The organism is Caballeronia sp. KNU42 (assembly GCF_053760385.1).
Genome location: NZ_CM132388.1, coordinates 372,952 through 394,038 on the forward strand (window position 1 = coordinate 372,952; position 21,087 = coordinate 394,038).

Genomic DNA, 21,087 nt, shown 5'->3' on the forward strand with positions numbered 1-21,087 from the left:
CGGACCAGCCCCGCCGAGCGATGCAACTCCCCCTGACATGCCAACGTCATTCGAACAGAAACTCGTACTTGACGACCATCGTAGCGAAAACACTGCGAACCTTGGCGATCGCCTCATCTCTTTGCTCGGCCGTCAGTGTTGCGGGCATCACCAGCGTCGACAAGACGCCGCGGTCCCCCCGGTCATCGACGCGAATATCCACCACGGGCACCGGCGGCTGTCCCTGCGCATCGGCCAGCATCTGCCATTGAACGCGGCGAATGGCGTCGTTGCGCAAGCTGTTCTTCTGAATCTTGCCGACCGATGTCTTCGGAATCGCATCGACGACATAGAACTGTTTCGGTACTGCAGCACGCTCAGGAATGACTTCGTACGCGTAGTGCTTGAGACGTCCGAGCGGATACGTCGAGCCCGCATTCAACGCCACATACACGACCGGCAATTCGCCGGCGTGCGCGTCGGGAATGCCGACCGCTGCCGCGTCGAACACTTCGGGATGCCGGTACAGGGCTTCCTCAATCATGCGAGGGTCGATATTGTTGCCACCGCGAATGATCAGGTCCTTCGCACGCCCCGTGAGCCAGAAGTAACCTTCCTCATCGGCATATCCGAGGTCACCCGTATTGAACCAGGTGCCGTCCAGCCAGATATCCTCGTTGTGAGCGCTGCCGAGATAGCCAGGAAAAATGTTGGGACCACGCACCACGACAATGCCCGGTTCAAGCGGCGCGCAATCGCGCAGGATACGGCCGTTCGCCACCTTCACCGCCTTCAGTTCTTCATAGGCGAAGCGAAAGCCGATCGATCCCACGCGTGCTTCCCCATAGCGCGGGTTGGTCGCGCTCAGTGCAGTACCTTCGGTCAGGCCATAGCCTTCGATCAGCGTCGCGCCGGTCTTCTCGGTGAACGCCTCGGCGACAGCGGCCGAGAGGGGCGCTGTGCCACAGGTAGCTGCCTTCAACGAGCTGATATCGGCGCCTTGCAGCGGGATGTTCAGCAACAAATTGACGACCGTCGGCACCATGCTGAGCGTGGTGACACGAAAGCGCTCAACGATTTTCCACATGTTTCGGATGACTGATGGATCGCGCCAGCCGCTGGCCGACAACAACACCACCGACGCGCCGACCGCGAGCGGCATCAGGCAACTGGTCAGGACGCCCGTGACATGGAACATGGGGACGCCGCATACGCGAACGTCGGAGGGTCGAACGTCGTACTGCAAACCACTGATCCACGCCATGAAGACTTCGTTGGCATGTGTGTGCAACGCGAGCTTGGGCGTGCCGGTCGTGCCGCCAGTGTGGAACATGGAGGCAATGTCGGACGGCGCGATAATCCGGCCGCTGTCCAGGCTGTTGCCGTTGAATTCGGGTAGGCGCGCGAGCAAATCGACGATGCTGCCGTCGCGAACTGCCGCGCCGCCCGCCTTGATCCAGTGCCTGACCTCCGGGAGGTCCTGACGGATCTGCATGGTCTTGTGCCATGCTTCGATATCGCCGTCCGGGCCATAAGCAATCACTGCCTTGGCTCCCGCTTGCCGCAGCAATGCAGCAATGATTTCTGGCTCGAGCATCCAGCTTACCGGGCAGACGATGCCGGCGGCCTCCGCGCCCCAAATGGCGTATTGCGACTCAGGCGTGATGGGCATGATCACGCCCACCACATCGGTCGGACCGATGCCGAGGGAGTGAAGCAGGTTGGCTGTCTGCGTGATCCTTTCAAACAATTGCCCGTGCGTGATCGTGCTCGCCCGGTCCAGTTCGTCGCCGGAGTCGAAGTAATGCAGCGCCGCCGCGCCCGACTGCCGTATGCTTGTCTCGCGCAGCATCGCGTAGGTGCTGTCGGGCAGGTGCCGCTCGGCAAGCGGCGTTTGTTCGAACGCCTCGACATCCGCCATGGTGCGGACCATGAGCCGCAGGTCATCGCTGGATGCCGGCGTTTCAACGCACGATTCAATCACCGTTTTAGACATGTTCAGGAACCCTTGTAAACTGGCCGGCGCTTGTTGAGGAATGCGTTTCCGCCCTCGTGCATGTCATCGGTGCTAAAGAGCGCCGAGAACGCGAGGGACTCCATCATTAGCGCAACGTCGAGATTGGCGTCCTGGCCGGCATGGATCAGGAGCTTGGCCAGCGCGATGGAGTGAGGAGACTTCTCTGCAATCTTGCGTACATAGTTCTTCGCCTCATCAAGCAACTCGGCGGGACGAACCACCTTGTTCACGAGACCGATCCGGTACGCCTCGTCTGGCGTAATCACCTCGCCAGTGAAGATCATCTCCTTCGCCTTGGTCGCGCCTACCAGCCGGACAAGCCGCTGCGTGCCTCCGCGCCCCGGAATGAGCCCGACATTCGTCTCGGTCTGGCCGATCTGCGCATTGTCCGCGGCTACCCGCAGATCACACGCCATCGCCAGTTCCAGACCACCGCCGAAGCAGGGTCCCGCAATGGCGGCGACAATAGGCACGATGCTGTTGTGGATAAGCGCCCACAAATCGGGTGTGCCGCTTGTCGGCGTGAAGACATCCATGGGACGCCGCACCAGCATCTCGTTCAGATCTCCGCCTGCAACGAACGCCTTCGTACCGCCCCACAGCACAATGCCCCGCACTGACCGGTCCGCGATCAGCGCGGACAAAGCTTCATAGAGGTCGCTGCGCAACGCGTTGTTGATGGCGTTGTATTTTTCAAGCCGGTTCATTGTGACGACAGCACAACTTCCGTCCCGGTCGACGAACACGGTGCCGTATTCCGTCTTTGCTGCGTTAGCCGTTGAATCAGACATGACTGAGTCGCCTCCCAAGGTTCAATGGATGAATTCGAACAAACCGGCCGCACCCATTCCACCTGCGGCGCACATGGTGACGACGCCATATCTCGCTTTGCGCCGGCGTCCTTCCATCAAAATATGGCCGACCTGGCGCGCACCCGTCATGCCGTATGGATGTCCGATCGCGATGGCGCCACCGTTCACGTTGAGACGCTCCTCAGGCAAACCGAGGACATCGATGCAATAGGTCGCCTGGCAACCAAATGCTTCGTTCAGCTCCCAGAGATCAATGTCGTCGATGCCCAGGTTGTTGCGCTCGAGCAGGCGCGGCACGGCCTTGATCGGTCCCACGCCCATCTCGTCGGGCTCCACACCTGCTGTAGCGAGGCTGATGAAGTAGCCGAGCGGTGTAAGGCCGCGGCGCTCGGCCTCCTGCTCTGACATGATGACGAGCGCCGCGGCGCCGTCGGAGAACTGGCTCGCATTACCGGCCGTGACCTGGAATCCTGCACCCTTGACGGGCGGTAGCCCCGCGAGGGTCTCGAGCGTGGTGTCCGGACGGTTGCCTTCGTCCCGCGTCAGCAGGCACTCCACCGTGGTTGTTTCCCCGGTCGCTTTATCGACGATTCCTTTCAGAGACGCCAGGGGCACGATTTCATCGTCGAAGATACCGGCCGCTTGCGCACGGGCCGTACGTTGCTGGCTTTGCAGGGAGAACGCATCCGAACGCTCGCGCGTGACGTGGTAACGGCTCGCCAGCGTTTCGGCGGTTTCGATCATGTGGGTATAGACATCCGGGCGATGCTCGGCAAGCCACGCTTCGCGTTGCGCCGTCTTGAGCGTGACCGGCTGCGACAGGCTGATGGACTCGACGCCGCCCGCCACCATGACGGGAACCTTGTCTACCAGCACGCGCTGCGCTGCAAAGGCGACCGCCTGTAGTCCCGACGCGCAGAAACGAGTCAATGTAGTACCGCTCACGGACACCGGCAAACCGGCGCGAATGCCGGAAGCGCGCGCGATGTTGCCGCCGGTTGCTGCTATGGGCTGGCCGCAGCCAAACACGATGTCTTCCACTTCGGCGCCATCGAGATTGGCACGCGCGACAGCGTGTTTGATCACATGGCCGGCCATGGTCGCGCCGTGAGTTTGGTTGAACGCGCCGCGCGTCGCTTTGCCGATTGGGGTGCGTGCGTACGACACGATAACTGCTCGGTTCATGGATATCTCCAGGTTACGGTTATGCAAGCACGCCGGATAAGGCGTGCAATGTGGACGGCGGATACATTCGTCGTATAAACAGTTGAATATTGCTTATGTATCCATTGTCTATATCGTAGTAATTCGCCAAGCTCATCGTCAACCTAAAACGTGATGCATTGGGGTATACGTTGACTCTCATGCGAATCCAAAAAATCTCAGAATCGCCATGAAAGCCTTATTGCATAAGCATTTTCAAGAGATCGTGAACGTTTCTTCGTGATGAATTGATGTGCCGGCACGCCATAGGTGTTAGCCCTGAAGTGAGATCCCGCTGCTTGACGGACGTTCTCCCCGTTACTAGGATGTAGACGGTGGATATATAGATGGATTTGAGGCACGGATGCGGCTATCAACTCCATCGCGGTGAGACTGGACAGCAGTCTCGGGGACGTGATCGAAAAGGCAGCGTCGCCAGACGATCGAAAAACAACCGATCGGGGATTTTTTCGTTTTTCTCGAGCAAGTTTCACGTATCTGATTATTAGTATTACGAAATAATTAATATCAGAATTCAAGAAAACAAACGTTCGCAACTGTAAATCAATGACGAAGCGCCAGGAGATGAGAATGTTCAGGAGGAGACAGTGGAATTCGAGAGGTGGCAGAAGCGGGACGCATCGCACGGTCGCCCGGTCGCTGGGTGCGCTCGGCGTCCTGCTGGGAACAGCGGGGCACGGGGCGCACGCGCAATCGTCGGTGACGCTCTATGGTCTCATCGACGCCGGGCTGGTGTATCGAACCAACGCCGGTGTTGCAGACGGCAAGTCGGCGAGCGCGATATCGTTTTCCGGCAACAATCATGCAACCAGCCGATGGGGCTTGATCGGCTTCGAGGACATTGGCGGTGGGACCCGGATCACGTTCAGGCTTGAAAGCGGTTTTAATCCCTCGAGCGGCGCCGGCGACTTCGGGTTGCCATTTCCCAACGCGACGAACTCGCTGTTCGATCGCGGGGCGATCGTGGGGGTCGTCGCGCCGTGGGGTGCGCTCAAGCTTGGGCGCAACTGGACACCGCTTTACGACGCCTATGACGCGGCAGACATCACCGGTTTCTCGCTGACCGGGTCGCTCGCAAATGCCATTTTCCAGAACTCGTCGAACATCAATCCAGCGCTTTCGGCAGCGGCCGCTGCGACGGGCGCAAATAGCGCAGTGAACGGCGGGTTCCTCTATCAGTGGCTGAACAACTCGGTCAAATACGAACTCCCCGCGAATCGTTTCGGCTTTTCGGGAAGCGCCTTGTACTCGTTCGGCGGGACCGCCGGAGAATTCCAGAACAAGCAAGCATGGTCTGCAAACCTGAACTGGAAAGGCGGGCAGCTGGAATTGCTAACCGCTTATTACGACGCACGCGATCCGACGGGCGCTACCAGCGAGAACTGGCTACGTGCCTACACGCTGGCCGTCAACTACACCTTCGGCCCAGTAAAAACCGGCTTTGATTTCATCAAATTCCGCAACCCGACCACGGGAGCGAACCAGAATTACTACTTCACGGCAGTCGCGTGGCAGGTAACCCCCGCATTGCGTGTCACGGGTGACTGGCTGTACTTGCAGGACCTGCAGCAGAGCACAGCGGGAGCTAATCTATACCGCGTGGGCGGGGAGTATTTCCTTTCGAAGCGCACGTCCCTCTATACGGATGTCGCGTTCGTGAACAACAAGCCGCGCGGCACGCTGGGCGCCGGCGTGAACAGCAGTCCGGTCAGTTCCAATGCCGCGACCATCGGGCGGAATCAGACTGCAATCACCGTCGGCATGCGCACGACTTTCTGAGCGAGCCGGCCGCCATGGAAACGAACATGAATTCACCAATCGATACAATCCGCCCGGCGCTGCATCAGGATGCCGACGCAACCTTGAAGCGGGCGTACGCGCGCGCCGAGTGGCGCATCGTTCCGCTGCTGTTCGCGCTCTGGCTGCTTGCGTGGGTCGACCGTGCGAACGTGTCCTTCGCCAAGCTGCAGATGCTGTCGGACCTGCATTTCAGCGAGGCCGCGTACGGTTTCGGCGCCGGGCTGTTCTTCCTGGGCTACGTGATCTTCGGCGTGCCCAGCACGTTGTTCCAGCAACGCGTGGGCGCCCGGAAAACCATTGCCGCGATTACGATCGGATGGGGTACGACGAGTATCGCGATGACGTTCATTCACGGACCGATGACCTTCTATGCGTTGCGATTCCTGCTTGGTGTTTTCGAAGCGGGGTTTTATCCCGGCGTCATCCTGTACTTCACCTACTGGTTTCCGGCCAAACGCCGCACGCGGAACTTCAGCATTTTCCATTCAGCCGCTATCTGCTCGACGGTTGTCGTCGGCCTGACAGGCTCCGCGGTGCTCGAACACATGAGCGGGTATCTGGGCGTCGCAGGGTGGCGCTGGATGTTCCTCTTCCAGGCCGCGCCAACGCTGTTGCTCGGGTGCGTCGCGGTATTCGTGCTGCCTGATCGTCCGGCTGGGGCACGCTGGTTGACCGACGAACAAAAGTGCTTGATCGAGAGTGATCTTGCGCAGGAAAACAGCAAGATGGCCGGCCGCGAAGACAGGCCTTGGGCATCGCTGCGAACGCCAAGGATCTGGAACCTGATCCTCATCTACTTTTGCATCCTGAGCGCGAATGCGGCGTTGTCCTTCTACATACCGACCATTCTGAAAGAAGCGGGTTTCGGGGGGTACTCGGCTATCGGCAACGCGCTTGCGGCCATTTGCCTTCTGGGGGCGCTCCTGAACGTGGCCTTCTCGTCCCACGCGGCTCGCCGCGACGAGATTCGCTACCACTGCGCGGTGGCTTCGGTGGTCAGTGTGGTGAGCCTGATCGCGCTCGTGTTTGTCTGGCATGAAAACCGGGTGGCGACGTTTGTCCTCTTGGTCACTGCGCTGGCGGGGACAGGTGCGGGCATTTCCCTGTTCTGGCAAATTCCGGGGCGCATCCTGAGGGGGAGTGCGGCCGCGGTTGGAATCTCATTCATCAGTTCTGCTGCAAATATGGCGGGCTTTTTTACGCCCTGGCTCACCGGTCTGGTGAGAACACTGACCGGCCACTACACGAGCAGTTTCCTCACCGTCGCCTGCATTCAAGCCATCGCGGCAATCGCGCTATTCGCATGGACGCCAGTGCCAGGCAGCGAAAAATGCGCACCCGGGCAGGATCTGTAACAACCAATTCATGGGGCAACACGATGCAACATACACAGGGTGCAATTTTGCTGGGGCAGGGGTTCTATTGGCAAGACATCGACCCGGGGCAACGCTTTCGAACGCACCGGCGCACGGTCACCGAGAGCGACCTGATAGGTTTCATCAACGCCACGGGGATGCTTGAAGCCATCTTCATTGATGCGGACTACGAACACGGCGCCATGCGCGGACGTCCGGTTCCTGCGGCATTGACGGTCGGTTTGATCGAGGGAATGCTATTCCAGACCATGATCCAGGGTACGGGCCTCGCGCTTCTCGAGATGGCGCTCAAGACTCACCTCCCCGTGGAAGTCGGCGACAAGATCGATGCGATCATTGAGGTGCAGGAAGTCAAGCCGACGTCGAAAGGCAACCGCGCCGTTGTCACCAGTCAAGTCGATGTACGCAATCAGCGGGGCGAGCTCGTCGTGTCTTACACCGCGAAGCGACTGCTAGCGGGTCGCCCTTGACCGGCGCAATGAGAAGGAGGTCCGCCGGCGTTCGTACTGCACTGACAGACAACCCGGCATGCGCTACGGGGCAATGCTTGTGTCTTTTCCTGAGCTATCGTTCATTCACCTACAGAGTGAGCCGAATCCACCGTTGATCGGCGCAAACCAGGAGACGATGATGGAAATCAAGCCGAAAGTCCGCGAAGAAGCAGTTCAGATCAATGACATTGCGTGGAAGACATTCCCGGACGCGCTTTCGCAAGGAGGCGTTCGATGGAAGATGCTGCACGCATCCCCAGAAATGGGCGCGTGGACTGCGATTTTCGATTGCCCTGCGGGCTCGTCCTTCAATGCGCATCTTCACGTCGGACCCGGTGAATACCTGCTGACGAAAGGGCGCATGGACGTTCGTGGAGGTCACGAACAAGGTGGCGATACGGTCGTTGCCCCCGCCTACGGCTACGAGTCAGCAAACGCACGACACGACAAGACCTATTTCCCCGTAGACAGCGAGTTCTACATGACCTTCCTCGGTCCGCTGGCCTTCATCAATGAAGACGGCAGCCCCATTGTGGTCGTCACGTGGGACGAAGCGCAGCGCGCCTACGCCGGCTGACGCCACAACAGGTACAGCATGCACTGGCGATGCACGGCATCGCCAGTACCGGAACTCGCTTCTCAAGGAAACTTACCATGTCAAATTCTCCTGACCACGCGCAAGCTGCGACCAGGCAGGTGCTTGAGCATCATCTCGGCGCATTTGCGCAGGGTGTAGATGAAATTCTCAAGGACTACGATGAAAGTTCCACGATCATCACGCCGGACAAGTCCTTTAACGGCCTGGAGGAGATAAGGGGATTCTTCACGGCTTTCCTGGACGGTGCGGACCCCGCTTTTTGGCCAGCGTTCAAAATCACGAGCCAGAGCATCGCCGGAGAAGTTGCCTATCTGGCCTGGGAAGCCAAGCCGTGGGTCTGCCTTGCGACGGACACGCTTTTCGTGCGCAATGGGAAAATCGTGGTGCAGACCTTTACCTCATTCACGGCCTGACGGCGCATGTAAAACGGCTCTGCGGATTTCACCGGGTGAGGCTCCGTACTTTTCCTTGAAAGTCCGGCAGAAATGACTTGTCGAATTAAAGCCCCATCGAAACGCGATTTCCGCTATCTGCTGCCGGCTGTACGCAGGATCCGTAAGGGCCTGCTTGCAGGCATGCAGACGTCTGTCCAGTATCCAGCCCGAAACCGTCGCGTCGTTTCGCTGGAATAGCATATGCAAATATCGCAGTGAGATGCGATTCGCTTCTGCGATGCGGGCCGGGCCAAGATCGTCTTCGTGCAAGTGCTGCAAGATGTAGTCTTGGGCGCGTCGCAGCATCGCCGCACTTGCGTCGAACGAGGCGGATGGTTGCTGACCTGACAAGGCGATGCCTAGCAATTCCAGGGTGGAGCGGCACACGGAGCCTTGCACACCGGGATCGAGCGTCGCAATCTCATTTGACAGCGCCAGCAGATGAACGGCCAGCAAGGAACCCACTCCCGTCCGGCTTTGTATTTTCCCGCCCACAGGCGGCTGCTTTCGCTCGGGAAAGTGTTCCCGCATGACAGACCACGGAATCATCAGGGTTACCTTGTGCAGGCGCTCCATCACCTCGAACTCAACAGATTGATCGGTCGTCCAGACCACGACGTCGCCCGACGCGACCTCGATCCCGGAGTCTCCAATCTTGAAGCGTTCCCGGCCTTCCGTGGTCAGCTGTACGCCAATATAAGGTTCGTCATCATGGCGCAACTGGGCACGCATACGTTGCCCCGAGCATGGGTCGCAAACCGTTTCGACAATGTCCGCGCCAGCGAAGTCATGCGTTTTGACGTGAGCAAAAAACGTGGCGGGAAGACGACGTGGTATTTGCCACTCGCGATAGCTGCTGCTCAACACCGATTGCCAGGCGTCTGTCAGGTCACCGATGGGCACGTTCTTGCTCGACCATTCGATTGCTTGATTTCGCACGTCATGTCTCCGTTTCGCATCATGCGCCGCCTGCTGTCACAGGATCAAATTCTGCATGCGGTCCACATCGATAAAGGCTAGCGCGCTGACTTGCAGCCGGGCAGTAGGATGTACCCTATCGATGCTTGCCTCTTACATTCCACGCGTATCCTCGCGCATCTATTCTGGCGCTCGTCCAATTCGTTGCACCAATGAACTTAGGCCAAGGAGCCGTATGGAATATCTTGAGAGTTTGCGAGTTTTCCGCTCGGTCGTCGAAGCGAAAAGCTTTACGCGCGCCGCGGACATGCTGGGCGTTACCGCGCCGGTCGTGTCCCGCGCCATCGCAGGACTCGAGCAGCGTCTGGGCAGCCGTCTGTTTCACCGCACTACGCGCCAGGTTTCGCTGACAGAAGCGGGGGAACACTTCTATGAAGGCTGCTCGCGGATTCTCGACGATCTGGAGGCGCTGGAAGCGCAGGCGTCAAAGCAGACGCATGAGGCGAGCGGTGTGCTGAGACTCGTCGCCCATACGACGGCGACCGTGAACCGGCTTGTGCCGCTGATCTCGACCTTCAAGCACAAGCATCCGAAGGTGAGTCTCGACATCACGCTGACCGAGCGCCCGGTCGATCTGGTGGCGGACGGCTACGACCTCGGGGTCGTGGTGCCCTTCATGTTGAATAGCGACACGACAGTCACGCGATTGCTGGAGCGTATTCCCCTTGGCATTGTCGCGGCGCCGCAGTATCTGCAGACACATTCGCGGCCCCGGCATCCGTCCGAACTAACCGAACATATGTTCGTCGTGATGTCGCCGTCCCTGCGCAAACCTGTCCTGACGTTCCGCGTGGGGCAGGATGATCTGATCATCCCGATGACGTACGACATTGCATCGAACAATCCGATCTTCAATCGGGAAATGGTGTTGCAGGGGTTCGGGATCGGCGTGGTCCCAGTTGCGCTGGTGCAGACCGAGCTGGCCACTGGCCAACTGGTATCCATCCTTGACGAGTTCGATATTGTTGACGGAGCTATCGAGATCCGCCTTGCGTACAACACGCGAACGCTGCTGCCGGCGAAGGTGAGGGCGTTTATCGAGCATGCCTGCGCGTTCTTTGAAGAAGTGTCCGGCGCGCCGACGGCGTCGGACCAAGATGTCTGAGGATTCATCAGATCCCGGTGTGTGGCCTGCGTTAGCCCATGCGCGAGCCCGAGTCTTCCATGGCGGATATAAATTGTTGCGCCGGCGAGCATTGATCGCCTATGGCCGCGCCACTACTCTGTGCGCATGCACACTCAATCACCCGAAAACGACGACTGTTTTGCTGTTCGCCAGGCTGCCAGGCACATCTCGCAGCTTTACGAGCGGCATCTGTCCGAGGCTGACATCACACCGACGCAGTTCAGCATCCTGAGCGCGCTCGGGCGCGGTTCAAGTTTGACGATGGTCGAGTTGGCGCAGGCAATGGTGATGGATCGAACCACGCTGGTGCGCGTGCTCGGGCGGTTGCTGCGCGGTGGTTTTGTCGCCGATGAGCCTGACGGGCAAGGCAAGCGGCGTCTCCAACTGGTCCTGACCACCCGCGGCCACGCGAAGCTTGAAGAGGCCATGGTGCGCTGGCGCGCGGCCCAGGACGAATTCGAGCGCAAGTTCGGGCATCAGCAGGCGGCCTACCTCAGACGCGAGCTTTTCCGCGTCACGCGCGACGTTTCGAAAGCTTAAAGAAATATTGGGCCGCTGAACCACTCATCAGGTGCAGTCGTCCATTTAAATCCCTTTAAATTAGTGCATATACACAGGTGAATCATGTCGAGTCCTTCCTTACCCGTTTCCGATACTCCCGAGCCGCCCGCCGAACGCACGCAGGCTAGGCGCATTCCGTGGATGCGCCTGGCCGTGGGGGCGGTGATGCTGGTGCTCGCCGCCGCAGCCGGCTACTGGTTTTTCGTGCTGCGCTTTGAGCAATCCACCGACGATGCCTACGTCGGCGGCAACGTCACCGTGATGGCGCCGAAAGTGAATGGCTTCATCACGGACATCCTGGTGCAGGACAACCAGCGTGTGAAGGCGAACCAGGTCCTGATCCGTCTGGATTCGCGCGACTACGACGCGAAGCTCGCCCAGGCGAGTGCAGAGGTCGAGAGCGCCCGCGCCGCTGTCACGGAGTTGCAGGCCCAGCAGGTTCTTCAGGCCGCGGTGATCAATCAGCATCAGGCGCAAGTGCGGGCATCGTCGGCTGAATTGACGCGCAGCGGCCAGGACCGGGCGCGCTATCGCGAACTTGTCAAGGACGATGCGGTTTCCAATCAGATCGTCGAGCGTGCGGATGCGGACTTCTTCAAGGCGCAGGCCGCGGTGCAGAGCAACGATGCCGCCGTGCTCGCGGCACAACGGCAACTCTCAGTGCTGGGCGCGCAGATCACCGACGCGCAGGCGCGGGTCAATACGGCACTCGCAGCGCGACGGGTGGCTGAACTCAACGTGGAGTACACCACCATCCGCTCGCCGGTGGACGGCTATATCGGCAACCGCACCGGCCGGGTAGGGATGCTTGCCAATACAGGCGTACCGCTGCTGACTGTCGTGCCGGCAAGCGATCTTTGGGTGGACGCCAATTTCAAGGAAGACCAGTTGAAGAAGATGCACGTCGGCGACAAGGCAGACGTCGCACTGGATGCGTCGAGCGTGCCGTTCCACGGTTACGTGGAGAGTCTTGCGCCGGCGACGGGGGCCACCTTCAGCGTGCTGCCGCCGGAAAACGCGACCGGCAACTTCACCAAGATCGTGCAGCGCGTGCCGGTGCGAATCCGCCTGAACGTCCCGGACGGCACGCAAGCGACGCAAAGCGTGCTGCGTCCGGGCCTTTCGGCAACGGTCGAAGTTCATCTCGCCGACGGCACGCAGACATCGAGCGCTCACTGAGCGCACGGGATCCCCATCATGACAACTTCTCATCCGTTCGATCCCGCACTACAGCCCATGAAGCAGCGGGTATTTGCTTTCGCGTTGATGTGCCTCGGTTTCTTCATGGCCACCCTGGATATCCAGATCGTTGCGTCCTCGCTCAGGGACATCGGCGGCGGGCTCTCCGCGAGTCAGGACGAACTGTCGTGGGTGCAGACCGCGTATCTGATTGCGGAGATCCTTGTGATCCCGATGTCCGGCTGGCTTTCGAAGGTGTTCTCGACGCGCTGGCTATTCGTCGCCTCCGCCGTGGGTTTCACCCTCACCAGCATGCTGTGCGGGATGGCGTGGGACATCAACTCGATGATCCTGTTTCGCGGCTTGCAGGGCGCGTTAGGCGCCGCAATGATCCCGACCGTGTTCACGACCGCATTCGTGCTGTTCCCGGGCAAGCAGCGCCTGGTTGCCTCCACCACGATCGGTGCGCTGGCTTCGCTCGCACCGGCCATCGGTCCGGTGATCGGCGGCTGGATCACGGACCAGTGGTCATGGCACTGGCTGTTCTATCTGAACGTCGTGCCGGGAGTGGCGGTTGCGGCGCTGGTCCCGAAGTATGTGCATATCGACGAACCCGATCTGTCGTTGCTGAAGAAAGGGGACTACCTCGGCATGCTGCTGCTGTCCGGCTTTCTGGGCTGTCTCGAGTACGTGCTTGAAGAAGGGCCGCGAAAGAACTGGTTTGGAGACCATATTATCATTGCATGTACGTGGGTGTCGGCGGTCTGCGGTTTCCTGTTCATCGTGCATGCGCTCACAGCGGAAGACCCGATCGTGGACTTGCGTGCTCTCGCGGTGCGAAATTTCGGCATCGGCAGCCTGCTGTCGTTTGTTACCGGCACCGGGATCTTCGTGGCGGTCTTCCTCACGCCGCTCTTCCTGAGCCAGGTGCGCGGTTTCAATTCGCTGCAGATCGGCATTGCGTTGCTGTCGGTGGGTGGATTTCAATTGCTGGCGCTGGCCGCCTATGCGATCGCAGCCCGGTTCATCAGCATGCGTGCGCTGCTGATGTTCGGTCTCGTCTGTTTTGGCCTGGGCTGCTACCTGTACGTGCCTCTGACTCATGACTGGGGTTGGCAGCAACTGCTTCTGCCACAGGCGCTGCGCGGCATCGGTCAGCAGTTTGCGGTGCCGCCGATCGTCACGATGGCGCTTGGATCGCTGCCGCAATCGCGCCTGAAGTCCGCCAGCGGCCTGTTCAACCTGATGCGTAACCTGGGCGGCGCGATCGGCATTGCCGTCAGCGCGACGATGCTCAACGACCGTTTGAATTTCCACTATCTGCGCCTGAACGAAAGCGTCACGGTCGGGCGGCCGGAAGTGGAAGCGGTACTGTCGCAGCAGACATCTCACTGGTCGATGGTCGCAGGCGATGCGCTGAACGCGACGCAATCGGGGCTCGCCAACCTGCATGCGCTCGTGTTGCGCGAGGCCCTGGTGCTGACGTATTCCGACACCTTCTATGTCCTGTCGTTGTGCTTCCTCGTGGCCATCGTCAGTGTCTTCTTCTCACAGCCTATCTCCAACGCCGCGCCGCCGCCGGACGCGCATTGAGGTCAATCATGAAAAAGCTCTTCATCGGAATTCTGACCAGTCTCGCCCTCGCTGCGTGTGCCGTGCAACCGGCTAGCCATGAGGACCTGCCGGACACTGTCAAGACGATCGCACCCGTGAACTGGAGCGTCGAGACGCCCAAGGACGCTGTCGATGCAAAGACCTGGTGGTCGCAGTTCGGCGACCCGGTGCTGGACGAACTGGTGAATTCGGTGCTGACCAGCAATCTTGACTTGCAGGCAGCGGCCGAACGCGTCAAGCAGGCGCAAGCGCTCACCACGCAAAAACATGCGGCGCTTCTGCCGGAACTCGATGCGACGGCCTCGGCCGCAGATGCGCGGCAAAACACCCCGCCTCCACTGGGCTACGTGCGCCAGGGCGGCATCGGTCTCGCGTTGAACTGGTCACCCGACGTATTCGGCGGTGAGCGGCTCGACCTGCTCGCGGCCCAGGCGAAACTCGTCGGGCAACAGCATGTCGAGGATGAACTCAGGCTCGCACTTGCCGCCGACGCTGCGTCCGCGTATGTGAACCTGCGTTGGGCGCAGGCGGAGTTGCAGATCTTGCAGGACAACCTCGGGATCAGGCAGCGCGCGTTGCAACTCACCCAGGAGCGGTTGAAGTATGGCCTGTCGACCCAACTCGATGTCGCGCGTGCGCAGAACCAACTGGATGAACTGCAGGCTAGAATTCCGCGCGCCCGGTCGACGATCGAGCATGAACTAAGCCTGATCGCGGTGTATTCAGGGCGCACGCCGGAATCGGTCGACAAGCTGGTGCTGGCGACGCCGGGTCCCATTCCCAACCCCGAAGGTGCCGCGCCGCAGACCTTGCCGTCCGAAGCGCTGCTGCGTCGTCCGGACGTGCTGTTGGCCTACGCCACAGTTGAACAGCGTGCCGCCGAGGTTGGTGTATCGAGAGCGGAGCGTTATCCGAAGTTCTCTCTGAACCTGAGTGATGGCTTGCTCGCGGCGTCGTATCTCGGCATGCCCGCGCTCACCGACAATCTTTTCAGCGCTGCGTTAAACGCCACCAGTCCGATTTTCAACGCAGGCCGGATTACCGCCGATATCCAGCAGAGCGAAAGCAAGATGCGTGAATCGCAACTGAACCTGCAGCAAACGATGCTTCAGGCGCTCAAGGAAGTGGAGGACACCCGCAGCGACCTCGTCAGTACGACTGAGTCAACGCAGAGGCTGACGGATGCATTGAGTGCTTCGGACCAGTCGCTGAAGCTCGCGAACCAGCTCTATAAGGGCGGTGCGACGGACTTCCTGGACGTACTGTCAGCACAGCAGACTTATTTGCAGGACTCGGATCTGCTCAATCAGGCGAAACAGGAACATGCACTTGCTGCGGTGGCTTTGTATCGATCGCTTGGTGGTGGCTGGAGTCAGACGGCTCCGGTTATCGCTGTCAGCGCTGATCATTGAAGTGGCTGGACGAATGAGCGGGTTGCGCTCCACGGTAGTGCCCATGAACAGGCCCCATATCGGTTAATCTATCTGCTTTCCCGGCAATAGTGCGTAGCTCATTGTGACGATTCAAAAGATGTCCCGCATCCTCGACTACTGGCACAGCGTCGAATTTTTCAACAGCTACAGCCTCGATGATCAACTCGAGGAAGCCAGGGAGTCGAACCGGAAAACGGTTTGCATCCGGACGACAACCACTGGGTTGATTCGTGGCTTGAACGAAGTGTCCGGGCATTCGGGAGAGCTGTACCTGGTTCCGTTTGACGTGGCGCAAGCAACGTCGGTGGTGGAACATTATGTCGCGGCAAGGTCGAAAGCGTGTTCTGTGATCGAGCAGATTCGCGATGATGAAATGGCCCCGGAAGGTTTGACGTGCTTTGCGAAAGTGAAGCTGGGACAAGGTGGCCGGGTGAGTGCCGATAGCCTCAGCGTGTCAGCCTTGCCATGGGCCCTCGGCCGCCTGCAAAGCGGGGAGCTGGAAGATCTTTCTGCTGACACGTTCGAATCGAGCCTGACAGCACTCAGGGATGATCTGGCGGCGCTTGTCGCCGAGGACAAGCCCTTCGATGCGACGCAGTTGATCGGGATGGTGCAGCGGCTTCATGAATGGGCGCGCTACAAACCCGTCAGTGATGGTCTTGCGTGGATGGTCATATCACCGGTGCGAACACAGCCGGCAAGGGCGCAGGGCCGCCGTACGGATGAGGGCGCAGCGGCAAGGCAGTCCACCGATGCATCGGCTGAGGAACAGGAGGCTGAAGAGGAACGGGATCTGCCGATCCTGAACAGCTTCTACGTTCATGACCTGATCCAGGCGCAGCGCGAGTTGGACGGATCGTGCGTGCCGCGTGCTCTGAAGGCTTATCTTTCGCTGCAGGACGCATCGAAGCTCGATCTGGATGCGCCTGACGGCCAACGGACCATTCTCGAGACGCTGCGGCCTCGCAATGGAATCGTGGGGCGTTGGCCATCGCCCGCCGGCCATTTTCAGGCGTTGATGCAGCAGTACGCGCTGAACCGGATGAAGACTCTCGCAGAGGGCGAGATCCTCGCTGTGAACGGCCCGCCGGGTACCGGAAAGACCACGCTGCTTCGGGATCTCGTTGCCCATCTCGTGGTCGAGCGGGCGAGTGTATTGGCGTCACTTGGTAGTGCCAAGGACGGCTTGTCCGGTGCGACCATCGATGCGGTCTTCTCAGGTGGCAAGTCTTATACGCTGCCGGTGCTGTCAGCGGCGCTGACGGGATTCGAGATCGTGGTGGCCTCGAGCAACAACGGAGCGGTGGAAAACCTGTCGCTCGAACTGCCCCAAAGTCGGCACCTCGATCCCGCGCAACTCGATACGCTCAGCTACTTCAAACCTGTCGCAACCCGCTATGCCGGCACCCACGCGACGAAGCAGTGGAAGGCTCCCAAAGAGCCCGTGTGGGGGCTGGTATCCGCTGCGCTGGGCAAGCGGGACAACCGCACACGGTTTGGCGACGTGTTTTCGAACCGCGCCGCGAAGCCGGATGAGCGGCCGGGCGACCGGTTTCTCCGGAACGATGAGGTCGATTTCGCGAGTTGGGACGCGGCGGGCGCGATGACCTACTGGCGGTATCGCGAACAGGCGCGTGGCACGCGTGCGGGTTTTCGTGCGTCGCAGGAACGCTTCAAGGCGGCGCATGCGGCCTGGCAGGCAGAGCACAGGCGTCTCGAAGCGCTTGATGCCGCGTTGACCGAACTGGAGGGAAAGTGGGCAAACGTGACGCAACGTTGTCCCGATCTGCTTCATCCCGATACGAGTGACACGACGCTGGATCGGCTGAGCGTGATGGTGCGCGAACTGGATAAGGAGGCAGACCTGATCGGGCAACGCCTTGGTCCGCCGTTTATCCGATGGCTGTCCAGATGGTTCCGTGCCGGTCAGTATCGGCGATGGTGCGAGACTGCGGAAGCCGCCTTTTCCCTTGGTGTCGTGTGCGACAGACTGCGGACCATGAGGTCGCTGCTGGCTCAGACGGAGGTGACCGTATGGGAGGGCACCGAGCTTGCGGAGGAGGCTTGCCAGGCCCGGGCATTCTGGCAGGGCGAGAAGCTGAACAGGCTGCGCAACGAGCTCTTTTCAGCCGCCATGGCGTTGCATGAGGCGTTCTTTCACGAGATCCAGACGCGGGATCTGGTGTTCGCGCTGTCGAAGATGCTTTCGCGAGGTCCAGTTGGCGAGGCGCGCAAGGTACTCTGGCAGTGGTTTTTCATGCTGGTGCCAGTGGTTTCAAGTACCTTCGCGTCGTTTCGGCGACAGTTCGCCGGGATCGGGCCGGAGGAGCTGGGCTGGTTGATCGTCGATGAAGCCGGGCAAGCCGCGCCGCAGGCGGCCGTAGGGGCGATCATGCGCGCGCGGCGCGTGGTGGTGGTGGGCGACCCTCTCCAGATCGAACCAGTCGTCACGCAGTCAACGCGTCTGTTGATGCGCCTTGGAGAATACTGGCTGCAGGAAGCGCGGCCACGTTATGCGGTGGACGCACAGTCCGTCCAGACTCTGGCTGACCGGTGCTATCCATACGGTGTGCGGCATCCGCTTGAGCGCGATCAGTTCATTGGTATTCCGCTTGTCATGCACCGACGGTGCGCGAGCCCGATGTTCGAAATCGCCAACGCGATTGCCTACGATGGACGAATGAAGCATGCGAAGAAGGGCATGCCAGCCGCGCATCGGGTGCTCGGTCATAGTGCATGGTGGCATGTGGCCGGCGATAGCAGCGATGGAACGAAGTACGTCGCCACGCAGGGCCAGCGCGTATTTGAGGCGCTGGTCAGGCTGTACATCGAAGAGCCGGATCTGGCTGACCCGAAGCGGCCGCAACTACCGGATGCGTTCGTCATCACGCCGTTCCGGCAGGTCAGGAAGGGTCTGAGTTCGATTGTGGGCGATCATGATGCATGGCGTGCCGCACTGTCCGGAACGGGACGGGGCGTCCCAGACAAGCTCGCGGAATGGATAAAGAAGCGGATCGGGACGGTCCACACGTTCCAGGGTAAGGAAAGCGAAGTGGTCTTCTTCGTTCTGGGTTGTGATGCGGAGCACACTGGAGCGATAGATTGGGCTGCTGCAGCCCCGAACCTGCTCAACGTCGCGGTTACACGGGCGAAAAGTTACCTATACATCATTGGCGATCGCGACCTGTGGGGGCCCCGCCAATATTTTGATACCGCGCTTGCGATGCTTGATGCACATGGTCAGGTTTACATGCCGTTCCCAACTAGTGTGGGTGTTCATGCAGGGTAGATGATGGCCGGACACCTCGCAAGAACCCAGCCACTTGATTGATGATCGGGTGGAAGTAAAAAGGATAATATTCTTTCCTTTTTGGCCTAATAAGGTTGTAATATTATCTTTATGGCCAAAAAGACTGCTCCTTTGCTCCCCGCTACCGAACTGCGACTGCAGCAACTCGGGGAGCGCTTGCGCCTGGCCCGCCTGCGCCGCCGCTTGACCGGCAAGCAGGTCGCCGAGCGTGCAGGTATGACGCCGATTACGCTGCGCAGCCTGGAAAAAGGCAGCTCGGGGGTCACTATCGGTGCTTACCTGGCGGTTATGCAAGCGCTGGGAGCAGAGAAAGACCTCGATCTCCTGCTGAAGGACGACACGCTCGGTCGCGACTTGCAAGATGCAGCGCTGGTGCCGCGCTCACGCCGAACCAAGCAAGCCGTTGCTTCGCCACCAGAGCGTCGAGCATCGCTTTCTCCTCAAGACTCAACCGTACAAGAGCCAGTCGCGAGAAGCGAATGGATGGCGGATGACACATTCGTGAGTGCTGAAAGCCTGGCGTCTCTTCTCAAGCCTCCCAGTTCAAAGAAAAAGGGACCGGCGAGATGAACGAGGGTTCCGTTGGAATTTATGCAGACTGGGACGGTCTTGCCGAGCCGCTGCGCTTGGGCAGGCTCTATTCGCATCGTGCGGCTGCCCGGGAAGTATTCGAGTACGAATTTGACGCCGACGTGCTGGCGCGTCCCGATATGGCAGGTCTTAAACTCGATCCGCGACTCGGTTGGTTTGCAGGCCGGCAGTATCCGCCTGCAGGCCAGGAGACGTTTGGCGTATTCGCCGACGCCAGCCCGGATCGCTGGGGGCGCGTGCTGATGCGCCGCCGTCTTGAGCGCGCACAGCGTGCCGGCCAGATTGATCCCAAGACCCGACTCTATGAATCCGACTATCTCTTAGGTGTGCATGACATGTATCGCGCGGGAGCGCTTCGTTTTCGACGCGACGATGAAGGCCCGTTCCTGGACGATCAGAACGATATCGCTGCGCCTCCCTTCGTGCAGTTGCGCGCTCTGGAGGCCGCGAGCCTGGCTCTGGAGCGCGACGAAAACAATACGGCGAGCGAAGCGGATGAATGGCTGCGAATGCTGATCGCACCCGGTGGCTCTTTGGGTGGTGCGCGGCCCAAGGCCAGCGTGGTCGATCCGAATGGTCATCTGTGGATTGCGAAGTTTCCCAGCGTTCGAGATGAGTCCGACGTCGGAGCATGGGAAATGGTGGTGTATACGCTTGCCAAGGCCTGCGGGCTTAATGTTCCCGACGCACTGGTAAGGCGGTTCAACAGCAACTATCACACCTTCCTGGTCAAACGCTTCGATCGCACAGTAGTGGGACGGCGGCGACACTTTGCTTCTGCGATGAACCTGACTGGTCATCAGGATGGCGACGATGCTTCGACCGGTGCCGGCTATCTGGAGATCGCGCAAGTGTTGATGACAGACGGTGCACGGACCTATGCTGATCTGCGCGAACTATGGTCGCGCATCGTGTTTAATCTGTTGGTATCGAACACGGATGACCACCTGCGTAACCACGGATTCTTGCTTGAACCGGGCAAGGGGTGGGCGCTGTCGCCGGCGTTCGATATGAATCCCGTGCCGCACGCGCATGGGCTGAAACTGAATATCAGTGAGGCGGACAACGCGATGGATTTGGAGTTGGCTCGGTCGGTGGCGCCTTATTTCCGGTTGTCCACGAACCACGCTAACGAAATCATCAGTCAGCAGCAGCAACTCATTTCGCAATGGCGAACTATCGCGACATCCTTGGGGATTTCGATCCAGCAGCAACGTCAATTTTCGACCGCCTTTCGGTTGTCTGAGCAATAGACGAACGGATCGGCTTACCGATCGCGTGTCCATCTTCGAGAGCAAGGCCTCAGATTGCTCGAAGAACCGTGTGGACAGCGATGACATCCCCAGCAAGGCGGCCTCTACCTGTGCTCCAGTCACGCCATTTGACGAGCACGCCACTGTTTCACCTTCTGTCCGACGCCCGGTTTGTACGAAATCGACACGTCGTCTGGGAATTCTGATTTCAAGCGTAAAACACAGGTGGTCCACCGCATCGCCGATCCCCCCTTCGGGTGATATCGGGTGATAAGGAGTCGACGCAAGATAAATGAATCTTCCCACCGATG

Annotated in this window: 17 protein-coding genes; 13 read left to right on the forward strand and 4 right to left on the reverse strand. The window is 59.8% G+C overall.

What is annotated here, in order from left to right:
- Window positions 1-46: 46 nt before the first annotated feature.
- From ACSOSP_RS01560 to ACSOSP_RS01570, 3 genes are read right to left on the reverse strand one after another with little or no spacing between them, the layout of a single operon-like run.
- Entirely contained in the window at window positions 47-1,975 is a 1,929-nt protein-coding gene (locus tag ACSOSP_RS01560) for an acyl-CoA synthetase (protein WP_455309177.1), read from the reverse strand.
- A gap of 2 nt (window positions 1,976-1,977) precedes the next feature.
- Window positions 1,978-2,787, reverse strand: a complete 810-nt coding sequence (locus ACSOSP_RS01565) for an enoyl-CoA hydratase/isomerase family protein (protein ID WP_455309178.1) — start codon at window positions 2,785-2,787, stop codon at window positions 1,978-1,980.
- 21 nt (window positions 2,788-2,808) lie between these two features.
- Window positions 2,809-3,993, reverse strand: a complete 1,185-nt coding sequence (locus ACSOSP_RS01570) for an acetyl-CoA C-acyltransferase (protein ID WP_455309179.1) — start codon at window positions 3,991-3,993, stop codon at window positions 2,809-2,811.
- Between the two features lie 609 nt (window positions 3,994-4,602).
- Between ACSOSP_RS01570 and ACSOSP_RS01575 the strand changes: the two genes are divergently transcribed.
- The 5 genes from ACSOSP_RS01575 (at window position 4,603) to ACSOSP_RS01595 (ending at window position 8,710) form a co-directional block, all read left to right on the forward strand.
- Window positions 4,603-5,811, forward strand: a complete 1,209-nt coding sequence (locus ACSOSP_RS01575) for a porin (protein WP_455309180.1) — start codon at window positions 4,603-4,605, stop codon at window positions 5,809-5,811.
- A gap of 26 nt (window positions 5,812-5,837) precedes the next feature.
- Window positions 5,838-7,187, forward strand: a complete 1,350-nt coding sequence (locus tag ACSOSP_RS01580) for an MFS transporter (RefSeq protein WP_455309181.1) — start codon at window positions 5,838-5,840, stop codon at window positions 7,185-7,187.
- Between the two features lie 23 nt (window positions 7,188-7,210).
- The gene (locus ACSOSP_RS01585) at window positions 7,211-7,678 is read left to right on the forward strand and encodes a MaoC family dehydratase (RefSeq protein WP_455309182.1); all 468 of its coding nucleotides are present in this window, start codon (window positions 7,211-7,213) and stop codon (window positions 7,676-7,678) included.
- A gap of 157 nt (window positions 7,679-7,835) precedes the next feature.
- Window positions 7,836-8,276: a cupin domain-containing protein gene (locus tag ACSOSP_RS01590; protein ID WP_455309183.1), complete on the forward strand. Its 441-nt coding sequence runs from the start codon at window positions 7,836-7,838 to the stop codon at window positions 8,274-8,276.
- A 77-nt stretch (window positions 8,277-8,353) separates the two neighbouring features.
- Window positions 8,354-8,710: a nuclear transport factor 2 family protein gene (locus ACSOSP_RS01595; RefSeq protein ID WP_455309184.1), complete on the forward strand. Its 357-nt coding sequence runs from the start codon at window positions 8,354-8,356 to the stop codon at window positions 8,708-8,710.
- On the opposite strand, the gene ACSOSP_RS01600 is transcribed toward ACSOSP_RS01595, so the two are convergent.
- Window positions 8,696-9,568 carry a helix-turn-helix domain-containing protein gene (locus tag ACSOSP_RS01600; RefSeq protein ID WP_455310800.1) on the reverse strand — a complete coding sequence of 291 codons (873 nt, stop codon included), beginning with the start codon at window positions 9,566-9,568 and terminating at the stop codon, window positions 8,696-8,698. The two genes, ACSOSP_RS01595 and ACSOSP_RS01600, sit on opposite strands and share 15 nt — an antisense overlap.
- A 316-nt stretch (window positions 9,569-9,884) precedes the next feature.
- On the opposite strand from ACSOSP_RS01600, the gene ACSOSP_RS01605 reads away from it, so the two are divergent.
- From ACSOSP_RS01605 to ACSOSP_RS01640, 8 genes are all read left to right on the forward strand, one after another.
- Window positions 9,885-10,814, forward strand: a complete 930-nt coding sequence (locus tag ACSOSP_RS01605) for a LysR family transcriptional regulator (RefSeq protein ID WP_455309185.1) — start codon at window positions 9,885-9,887, stop codon at window positions 10,812-10,814.
- A 126-nt stretch (window positions 10,815-10,940) separates the two neighbouring features.
- Entirely contained in the window at window positions 10,941-11,375 is a 435-nt protein-coding gene (locus ACSOSP_RS01610) for a MarR family winged helix-turn-helix transcriptional regulator (RefSeq protein ID WP_455309186.1), read from the forward strand.
- Window positions 11,376-11,459: 84 nt separating this feature from the next.
- On the forward strand, window positions 11,460-12,575 hold the full coding sequence (locus ACSOSP_RS01615; RefSeq protein ID WP_455309187.1) for an HlyD family secretion protein: 1,116 nt from the start codon (window positions 11,460-11,462) through the stop codon (window positions 12,573-12,575).
- Window positions 12,576-12,593: 18 nt separating this feature from the next.
- Complete coding sequence (locus tag ACSOSP_RS01620; RefSeq protein ID WP_455309188.1) at window positions 12,594-14,168, forward strand: DHA2 family efflux MFS transporter permease subunit; 1,575 nt, start codon at window positions 12,594-12,596, stop codon at window positions 14,166-14,168.
- 8 nt (window positions 14,169-14,176) lie between these two features.
- Entirely contained in the window at window positions 14,177-15,601 is a 1,425-nt protein-coding gene (locus ACSOSP_RS01625; protein ID WP_455309189.1) for an efflux transporter outer membrane subunit, read from the forward strand.
- A gap of 118 nt (window positions 15,602-15,719) precedes the next feature.
- A complete protein-coding gene (locus ACSOSP_RS01630) occupies window positions 15,720-18,911 on the forward strand; it encodes a DEAD/DEAH box helicase (protein ID WP_455309190.1) in 3,192 nt (1,063 codons plus the stop codon).
- Between the two features lie 204 nt (window positions 18,912-19,115).
- The gene (locus ACSOSP_RS01635) at window positions 19,116-19,502 is read left to right on the forward strand and encodes a helix-turn-helix domain-containing protein (RefSeq protein WP_455309191.1); all 387 of its coding nucleotides are present in this window, start codon (window positions 19,116-19,118) and stop codon (window positions 19,500-19,502) included.
- A complete protein-coding gene (locus ACSOSP_RS01640) occupies window positions 19,499-20,776 on the forward strand; it encodes a type II toxin-antitoxin system HipA family toxin (RefSeq protein ID WP_455309192.1) in 1,278 nt (425 codons plus the stop codon). The genes ACSOSP_RS01635 and ACSOSP_RS01640 overlap by 4 nt, the downstream gene beginning before the upstream one ends.
- The last annotated feature ends 311 nt before the right edge of the window (window positions 20,777-21,087 follow it).

Excerpts from the sequence above, each read along its gene's own strand:
- ACSOSP_RS01560 (WP_455309177.1), bottom strand. The coding sequence starts at position 1,975 with ATGTCTAAAACGGTGATTGAATCGTGCGTTGAAACGCCGGCATCCAGC.
- ACSOSP_RS01640 (WP_455309192.1), top strand. The coding sequence starts at position 19,499 with ATGAACGAGGGTTCCGTTGGAATTTATGCAGACTGGGACGGTCTTGCC.
- ACSOSP_RS01620 (WP_455309188.1), top strand. The coding sequence starts at position 12,594 with ATGACAACTTCTCATCCGTTCGATCCCGCACTACAGCCCATGAAGCAG.
- ACSOSP_RS01610 (WP_455309186.1), top strand. The coding sequence starts at position 10,941 with ATGCACACTCAATCACCCGAAAACGACGACTGTTTTGCTGTTCGCCAG.
- ACSOSP_RS01585 (WP_455309182.1), top strand. The coding sequence starts at position 7,211 with ATGCAACATACACAGGGTGCAATTTTGCTGGGGCAGGGGTTCTATTGG.
- ACSOSP_RS01565 (WP_455309178.1), bottom strand. The coding sequence starts at position 2,787 with ATGTCTGATTCAACGGCTAACGCAGCAAAGACGGAATACGGCACCGTG.
- ACSOSP_RS01630 (WP_455309190.1), top strand. The coding sequence starts at position 15,720 with ATGTCCCGCATCCTCGACTACTGGCACAGCGTCGAATTTTTCAACAGC.
- ACSOSP_RS01625 (WP_455309189.1), top strand. The coding sequence starts at position 14,177 with ATGAAAAAGCTCTTCATCGGAATTCTGACCAGTCTCGCCCTCGCTGCG.
- ACSOSP_RS01605 (WP_455309185.1), top strand. The coding sequence starts at position 9,885 with ATGGAATATCTTGAGAGTTTGCGAGTTTTCCGCTCGGTCGTCGAAGCG.
- ACSOSP_RS01590 (WP_455309183.1), top strand. The coding sequence starts at position 7,836 with ATGATGGAAATCAAGCCGAAAGTCCGCGAAGAAGCAGTTCAGATCAAT.
- ACSOSP_RS01570 (WP_455309179.1), bottom strand. The coding sequence starts at position 3,993 with ATGAACCGAGCAGTTATCGTGTCGTACGCACGCACCCCAATCGGCAAA.
- ACSOSP_RS01580 (WP_455309181.1), top strand. The coding sequence starts at position 5,838 with ATGAATTCACCAATCGATACAATCCGCCCGGCGCTGCATCAGGATGCC.
- ACSOSP_RS01575 (WP_455309180.1), top strand. The coding sequence starts at position 4,603 with ATGTTCAGGAGGAGACAGTGGAATTCGAGAGGTGGCAGAAGCGGGACG.
- ACSOSP_RS01615 (WP_455309187.1), top strand. The coding sequence starts at position 11,460 with ATGTCGAGTCCTTCCTTACCCGTTTCCGATACTCCCGAGCCGCCCGCC.
- ACSOSP_RS01595 (WP_455309184.1), top strand. The coding sequence starts at position 8,354 with ATGTCAAATTCTCCTGACCACGCGCAAGCTGCGACCAGGCAGGTGCTT.